Source organism: Aquirufa sp. (assembly GCF_044239315.1).
Taxonomy (GTDB): domain Bacteria; phylum Bacteroidota; class Bacteroidia; order Cytophagales; family Spirosomataceae; genus Aquirufa.
Window position 1 is genome coordinate 1 of record NZ_JBIIBQ010000041.1, and the last position, 6373, is coordinate 6373.

General features: G+C 41.4%; 6 protein-coding genes. 4 read left to right on the forward strand and 2 right to left on the reverse strand.

All coding sequences use genetic code 11. From position 1 onward, the window contains the following. Together ACILP5_RS10985 and ACILP5_RS10990 are read left to right on the forward strand one after the other, a co-directional pair. Positions 1-2839 (forward strand): FAD-binding and (Fe-S)-binding domain-containing protein (locus ACILP5_RS10985; protein WP_395618691.1); only part of this gene is annotated, 2839 nt, incomplete at its 5' end. Continuing rightward, positions 2836-3132 (forward strand): DUF4286 family protein, encoded by a 297-nt coding sequence (locus ACILP5_RS10990; RefSeq protein WP_395618692.1) that lies wholly within the window; start codon positions 2836-2838, stop codon positions 3130-3132. The genes ACILP5_RS10985 and ACILP5_RS10990, both read left to right, overlap by 4 nt. A 96-nt stretch (positions 3133-3228) precedes the next feature. Here ACILP5_RS10990 and ACILP5_RS10995 read toward each other — a convergent pair whose 3' ends face one another. Continuing rightward, entirely contained in the window at positions 3229-3921 is a 693-nt protein-coding gene (locus ACILP5_RS10995) for a uracil-DNA glycosylase (RefSeq protein ID WP_395618693.1), read from the reverse strand. Between the two features lie 14 nt (positions 3922-3935). Here ACILP5_RS10995 and apaG point away from each other — a divergent pair, with 14 nt between their 5' ends. After that, positions 3936-4322 (forward strand): Co2+/Mg2+ efflux protein ApaG, encoded by a 387-nt coding sequence (apaG, locus tag ACILP5_RS11000; RefSeq protein WP_395618694.1) that lies wholly within the window; start codon positions 3936-3938, stop codon positions 4320-4322. Continuing rightward, a complete protein-coding gene (locus ACILP5_RS11005) occupies positions 4322-4690 on the forward strand; it encodes a hypothetical protein (RefSeq protein WP_395618695.1) in 369 nt (122 codons plus the stop codon). Before apaG ends, ACILP5_RS11005 begins: the two co-directional genes overlap by 1 nt. A gap of 32 nt (positions 4691-4722) precedes the next feature. Here the strand turns inward: ACILP5_RS11005 and ACILP5_RS11010 are convergent. After that, positions 4723-6373: DEAD/DEAH box helicase (locus ACILP5_RS11010; RefSeq protein ID WP_395618696.1), on the reverse strand; the 1651-nt coding region annotated here is incomplete at its 5' end.

Genomic DNA, 6373 nt, shown 5'->3' on the forward strand with positions numbered 1-6373 from the left:
GACAGATGCCTCCGTTTATCAAGTAAAACCAGCCGCAGTGGCCATTCCAGCCTCTTCGAAAGACATCAAACGTCTCATTCAATTTGCTATACAAGCAAAGACTGGCTTAATTCCTCGAGGAGCCGGAACTTCCTTGGCTGGACAAGTCGTGGGTGATGGAATAGTAATGGAAATTTCGGCTGCTTTGGGTAAAGTCATTTCACTTAATAAGAAAGAAAAAAGCGTTTGGATCGAACCTGGTATGGTGAGAGATGATCTAAACAAGCATTTAGCTACCGCAGATTTATTTTTTGGTCCTGAAACGTCCACAGCTAATCGTGCCCTTTTAGGCGGAATGCTAGGCAATAATAGTTGTGGTTTACATAGTATTGTTTGGGGATCAGTTCGGGATCATATTTTGGAAACGCGTGCCTTTTTATCGGATGGAACGGAGATTCATACGCACCCTTTAACGCGGGAAGAATTCTACCACAAGACTACCCTGCAAAATTTAGAAGGCAGGATTTATCGGGAGATTCACCGGATGTTGAATAATCCGGAGATTCAAGCTTTAATTAAAGATCGTTTTCCTAAGAAGTCAATAAAACGTAGAAATACGGGTTATGCTTTGGATGCATTATTGGACATGCAACCCTTCTCTGCTGAAGGTGAGCCATTTAACTTATCTAAGTTAATCGCTGGTTCAGAAGGAACTTTAGCCGTTGTTCATTCGATGAAGTTGAACTTATTAGATCTCCCTCAGCCGGAGGTAGCTTTGATTTGTATTCATTGCCACTCTTTGCAAGAGTCTTTACAGGCGAATATCACGGCCCTAAAACATCCCATATTGGCTTCAGAATTAGTGGATGAGTACATCTTGTCCTTCACGGAGGGGCACCCTAATTTTGAGAAAGATCGCGGATTTATAGAAGGAAAACCGGCAGCCATCTTGATGGTAGAAATGCGAGCTGAGTCTCGAGAAGAACTCGATAAAAACGTATCCAGTTTAATTCAGGAGCTGAATAATGCGAATCAAGGATACGCCTACCCTATTTTATGGGGTAATGATATTGCCAAAGGTTGGGACATCAGAAAAGCAGGATTAGGCCTAATTCGTAACTTAGAAGGTGATACTCAACCCGTCAATTTAATTGAGGATTGTGCTGTGGACCCTACAGATTTACCCGCATATGTGGCAGAAATACAGGAATTACTAGCTCGAAACGACACTAAAGCTGCCTACTACGCGCATGCTGGAGCGGGAGAATTGCATATCGAGCCATTTATTAATTTGAAAAGTCCAGAAGGAATCAAATTATTCAGGAGCATTTTGGCTGAAACAGTTGAAATACTTAAGAAATACAAAGGATCATTAAGTGGAGAACACGGAGATGGACGTTTACGTGGTGAATTTATTCCCGAATTAATGGGAAAAGAAATCTATGCCTTGTTTAAAGAGATTAAGTACGTTTTTGACCCTCAACAGATCTTTAATCCTGGTAAAATAACGGACAGTCCAGCGATGGATTCTGCCTTCCGTTTTACAGATCAAAAAGCAACAGAACCTAGCTATTTCTTTGATTATGGCGTTTTGCGAAATCCACTTGGACTAGCAGAAAAATGCTCCGGGTCAGGGGATTGCAAGAAAACAGCTTTAAGCGGCGGGACAATGTGTCCAAGTTACATGGCCACCTTGCAGGAAAAAGATTCCACGAGAGCTAGGGCCAATATGCTTCGACAGTTGTTAAGTTCACCGGCGGAGGAGACCTTCTCGAATCCTGATTTACACGAGATCCTAGATTTATGCTTGTCTTGTAAAGGCTGCCAAACTGAGTGCCCATCAGGTGTAGATATGGGTAAACTAAAGGCAGAAACGCTGCAACAGTCTTATTTGAAATCGGGAGTTCCCTTGCGCACTAAACTGATTGGCAACTTCCCTACCCTACAACGCTATGCTAGTTATATAGCTCCACTGTATAATTTTCTAGTCGAATTCCCCTTGACTTCATCGCTGATTAAAGTAGCCATGGGATTTGCCATAGAGCGAAGTCTGCCTGCTGTTCAATTCACCAGTTTAGAAACCTGGTTCAAGCGCTATGCGAAGAAAAATCCACAACAGGGCCTTAAGAATGGCTTAGTTTATTTATTTGCTGATGAATTTACGAATCACAATGAGGTTCCTTTAGGCCAAAAAACAATAAAACTTTTGAATCGTTTGGGCTATGGCGTTGAAATTCCATCCGATATCATCTCTGGTCGTAGTTTTATTTCCAAAGGAATGCTCGTCGAAGCCAAGGCTTTGGCAAATTCCAATGTAGAGAAACTTCAAGCACTCATATCAGCTGATCAACCTCTAATTGGTATCGAACCTAGTGCCTTGTTAACGTTTAGAGATGAAATCCCTGCCTTAATCGATGCAGATAAACGAGCACAGGCTGAGGCTTTAAAGCCTAATTGTCTACTCATCGATGAGTTTATTGCCCGTGAATTTAAAGCAGGTAAAATTAGCGTAGATGACTTCCATGGTAAGCAGCAGAAAATTCTGTTACATGGACATTGCCACCAAAAATCGATCGCCGGATTAACAGCCACACGCATCGCATTAAGTATTCCTTCTCAATACGAAGTAGAGCTTTTACCTACGGGATGTTGCGGGATGGCGGGATCTTTTGGCTATGAAAAGAAGCATTATAGATTATCTCAGCAAATCGCTAATCTCGTTTTATTCCCGCGTTTATTAAACAAACCCATTAAGAGTATCATTGCTAGCAACGGAACCTCTTGTCGTCATCAAATCAAAGATGGCATTGAACAAGAAGGACTACACACGGCCGAAATCCTTTATAACGCCCTAAAATGATCCAATACAACTTATCCTTATTTTTTGAGCCCACAATTCACGAATCTGCTATCCGCGCCTTGAAGACGGTCATTATGCCTGAGATCGAAAAACAGGCCTTTGTTGATCAAATCTTTTTGTTTGAAATCACCTCTCATCAAGAACCTGATTCTGTTGGTTATTCTCTTCAGTGCTGGCTTCCCACTTTCGAGGAATCACATCCAGAATTCATTGAGGGTATTGTATCAGGATTTTTCCAAAAAGAATTCGCGAATCAGTTTGTGTATTTTCCGAGTCAGCTGAGGAGAGTATAGATTGTAGAGTAGAGAGTATAGATTATAGATTAGAGCATTTACCATTTACTATTCACCATTTACCATTTAAACCATCTCTACTCTATAAACTACACACTACTCTCGTGCCCAATCAATCCCCTCCTGCCCACTCCGCACCAGATATTCATTGATTTTTGAAAACGGTTTCGTCCCAAAGAATCCCCCTCGATTAGCAGACAAAGGAGATGGATGTGCCGCCTGAATGACGAAATGCTTTTGAGCGTCGATGTGTTTAGCTAGTTTTTGTGAATACGCTCCCCAAAGAACAAAGACTACTGATTCTTTCTGTTGACTTATCTGAATGATCACCTCTTCTGTAAATTGTTCCCAACCTTTCTTCGCATGTGAACTTGGTTCTCCAGCACGCACGGTTAAAACGCTATTCAATAGTAAAACACCTTGATCAGCCCAAGAACTCAAATCTCCTGTATATCTAATCACTTTGAGATCAGCATATAATTCTTTGTAGATATTTTTTAGCGAAGGTGGCAAAGGGAAGTTTGCGGGAACGGAAAACGATAAACCTTGTGCTTGCCCCTCTCCATGATAGGGATCCTGGCCTATAATAACGACCTTGGTTTGTTGAAAGGAACAACGATGAAAAGCGGAGAAGACTTGATGAATGGGAGGAAAAATATCCTTTTGGCCATATTCTAGAGTTAGAAAAGAACATAATTCGGAGAAATAAGGAGAAGTCAAAGATGAATTCAACACCTTTTTCCAATCATTATTCAAAGAATCAGCTAATTTTACTTTCAGATTACTCATTAGACCTTTATAGGATGACAGAAGCCTTTTCAAACGGATATTTAATTTCAGTAGACACAACGCATCTACCAGAAATGGAATTAAATCCACCTTACAAGCACTTTTTCTCCTACCAAATTACAATCAAAAACTTGAGTAACCAACCGGGACAGCTTGTGAGTCGTTTTTGGGAAATTGTAGATGGTATAGGTTCCAAAGAAACAGTAAACGGTTTAGGCGTCGTGGGACAACAACCTATCATTGAACCCGGTAATTCCTTTACTTATACCTCGGGTTGCCCTTTAATATCCTCTATTGGAAAAATGAGCGGACATTATGTATTCCTGAATTTAGAAAATCAGGCCACATTTAAGGTAGACATCCCTCCTTTTGAGCTTATTCCTGCTTATCACCTGAATTAATGAATCGGCTTCAATTTTATTTCAAGGCACAAACGGCACATGGATTACATTCACCCTCCATCTATGCCTTATATTGTGAACTTTTGAATCCATTCCTGAATGGTCAATTAACTTATGATCATCTAGTTGAGGAATTGAAAAAGCATCATTCAGACGGATCAGTTATCGAAAAGTCATCCGAATTTGATCCGGCACAGATGACATTAAATGACGTTATCCTAATCCAGAGACCATATAGAAACGAGACCTTTTGGAATTCCCTAAAGTCTCATCATTCGGTCATACAAACGGTAGACCTTTATGATTTAGGCTTGGTATTTTTCAAACCCATTTGTCCGAAACAGAATTTTTACCTTCGTAAAATGTAACAAAAAAGGGGCTCAAACTGAGCCCCTTTTGATTATTTGTCTGCTTTCGCAATATCGACATTTACTCGCTTGCCCTTAATCTGAGCTCCCGCCATTTTGTCTAATACTACATTCGCATATTCTTTCGGTACATCCACAAACGTGTGTTTGTTCTCGATTTGAATTTGACCTAATACGTTTCCTGGAATTCCAGATTCTCCGGCAAATGCTCCTACGATATTAGAAGGAGATATTTTTTCGTTGAATCCGATATTCACTACTAAACGTACCATGTTTTCGTCAGAACGGTAAGGTTTGCCTTCACGATCCATGCGAGGACCACGAGGAGCAGAATTACGATCACCGCCTCTTTCGAAACGACCTCCGCGATCTCCGCCTCTATCACCGCCTCTTTCGAAACGGCCAGCACCACGGCGATCTCCGCCACGGTCTCCACCACCCCAACGATCACCGCCACCGCCTCTTTCGAAGCGACCACCGCCACCGCCGCGTTCATCACGACCATATTTGCGTGAGCTACGTTCCATATCGCCTTCGAGATTCTCATCACCGAATTCGTTTTTAACGACACCCATGTTCATCTTTACTAACGCAGCCACTACTTGTTCAACAGTGAAACCAGCATGTTGGAAATTAGGTAATGCATCATCAAATAACTCTAAACCACCCTCGGCAATTGTAGCACCTACCCGATCAATAAACATACCTTTCTTCACACCCACTACGTCAGAGAAAGTAGGAATCACACCTTTATCAATCTTTACTTTCGTATAGTTCATGATATCACGCAAACGATTGCGCTCAGCTCCTACTACTAACGTAAATGCCTTACCAGACTTGCCAGCACGACCTGTACGTCCGATACGGTGTACATAATATTCTTCATCTAATGGAATATCGTAATTAATTACGGCATCCACATTATCTACGTCTAAACCACGAGCCGCCACATCCGTCGCCACTAAGAAACTGACATTTCCACCACGGAAACGATTCATTACCTGGGTACGTTGTGATTGACGCAAGTCACCGTGTAGGCCTTCCGCTGCATAACCACGCAACATCAATTCTTCCACTACTTCGTCTACACGCTTCTTTTGGTTACAGAAAATCAAGACCAATTTTAACGAATAGAAGTCGATCAAACGTGTTGTAACTTCCATTTTCGCACGACCTTTCACATCATAGTATAATTGCTCGATGTTCACGTTCGTGATCTCATTCTTAACTACTTTAACTAATTTAGGATTAGTCAAATAACGGTTTGTCAAGGCCATAATCGGCTTAGACATGGTTGCTGAGAACAAGACTGTTTGACGCTCATTTGGAATTTCTTCCAAAATGCTTTCGATATCCTCACGGAAACCCATATCTAACATCTCATCCGCCTCATCTAAAACGACCATCGATGCTTGATTTAATTTCAAGGCACGACGTTCAATTAAGTCGATTACACGACCTGGAGTACCAACTACGATGTTAGCCCCTGCTTTCAAGGACTTTATTTGACGATCGATGGAATCTCCACCATATACCGTCGTCACCCAAATTCCTTTAGTAAACTTAGACAACTTCTTCATTTCTTCAGAAACTTGAACCGCTAATTCACGCGTAGGACATAAGATGATTGCTTGAACATACTTCTCAAAAGGAACAATATGTTCAATCATCGGAATACCGAAG